The sequence below is a fragment of the Streptosporangium sp. NPDC001681 genome (genome assembly GCF_040298085.1).
Taxonomy (GTDB): domain Bacteria; phylum Actinomycetota; class Actinomycetes; order Streptosporangiales; family Streptosporangiaceae; genus Streptosporangium.
On the sequence record NZ_JBEOZN010000309.1, the window covers coordinates 1 to 1,711 of the forward strand.

The 1,711-nt window shown below is 70.1% G+C and carries 1 protein-coding gene; it reads right to left on the reverse strand.

The features are described 5' to 3' along the window. Positions 1 to 1,690, reverse strand: a 1,690-nt coding sequence (locus tag ABT130_RS47525; RefSeq protein WP_350966492.1) for a type I polyketide synthase, incomplete at its 3' end; no start/stop codon positions are given. Positions 1,691 to 1,711: the final 21 nt, after the last annotated feature.

Below are 1,711 nucleotides of genomic sequence, written 5' to 3' on the forward strand. Positions count from 1 at the left end.
GCCGCCCGGCCTGCGCCCGCAACGCCTCCGCCGTACGACCCGACACCACCACCGAAACCACCGGCGGCTCCACGGCGGCATCCGGCATCCGGTCCCCTGTGCGAACCCTGGCCTCAGGCTCCGGGAGCTCCGGTCCCTGTTCGACGATCACGTGCGCGTTGGTGCCGCTGATCCCGAACGACGACACACCCGCCCGGCGCGGACGGTCGGTCTCCGGCCACACCGTCGGCTCGGTCAGCAACTCCACCGCCCCAGAGGCCCAGTCCACATGTGACGAGGGTGCGTCCACATGCAACGTCCTGGGCAGCACCCCGTGCCGCATCGCGAGCACCATCTTGATCACACCTGCCACACCGGCGGCGGCCTGGGTGTGACCGAGGTTCGACTTGATCGAGCCAAGCAGCAGCGGCCGGTCGGCGTCCCGGTCCTGGCCGTAGGTCGCCAGCAGGGCCTGGGCCTCGATCGGGTCACCCAGCGTCGTCCCGGTGCCGTGCGCCTCCACCGCGTCCACCTCTGACGGCGACAACCCCGCGCCGGCCAGCGCCTGGCGGATCACCCGCTGCTGCGACGGACCGTTCGGCGCGGTCAACCCGTTGGACGCGCCGTCCTGGTTGATCGCCGAGCCGCGCAGCACCGCCAGCACCTGGTGGCCGTTGCGGCGCGCGTCCGACAGCCGCTCCAGCACCAGCATGCCCACACCCTCGGCCCACCCCGCACCGTCGGCGCTGTCGGCGAACGCCTTGCACCGTCCATCGGCGGCCAGCCCACCCTGGGCGCTGAAGTCGATGAACGAGTTCGGCGTGGCCATCACGGTCACACCACCGGCCAGCGCCAGCGAGCACTCATCACCGCGCAGGGCCTGTGCGGCCAAGTGCAGTGCCACCAGCGAGGAGGAGCACGCGGTGTCCACGGTCACCGCCGGCCCTTCCAGGCCGAGGGTGTAGGACAGCCGGCCGGTCGCGACACTACCGGCGCTACCGGTACCGGAGAAGCTCATCACCTCCGGTGGAAACTCCACACCGGTCGCGTAATCGTGGTACATGACCCCGGCGAACACGCCGGTACGGCTACCGCGCAGCGAGACCGGATCGATCCCGGCCCGCTCGACCGCCTCCCAGGACGCCTCAAGCAACAGTCGCTGCTGCGGGTCCATCGCCAGCGCCTCGCGGGGCGAGATGCCGAAGAACCCGGGGTCGAACTCCCCCGCGTCGTGCAGGAACCCGCCCTCACGCACGTAACTGGTTCCACGGCTCTCCCGATCCGGGTTGTACAACGCTCCGAGATCCCAGCCGCGCGATGTCGGGAACCCGGTGATCGCGTCGGTCTCCTCGATCACCAGACGCCACAGATCCTCCGGAGAGGCCACCCCACCCGGATAACGGCACGCCATCCCCACGATCACGACCGGATCATCGGCCACCGAACGCACCACCGGCGACAGCACACCCGCATCGGCCCGCTCACCCAGCAACTCACCCAGCAGGAAATCCGCCAGACCAACCGGAGTCGGATAGTCGAACACCAACGTCGCCGGCAACCGCAACCCCGTCGCCGCGTTCAGCCGGTTACGCAACTCCACCGCGGTAAGACTGTCGAAGCCCAGCTCACGGAACTCCCGCCGCACCTCCACCAACTCCGGCGAAGCATGCCCCAGCACCACCGCCACCTGCGCCCGCACCAACTCCACCACCGACCGCACCCGATCGGCCTC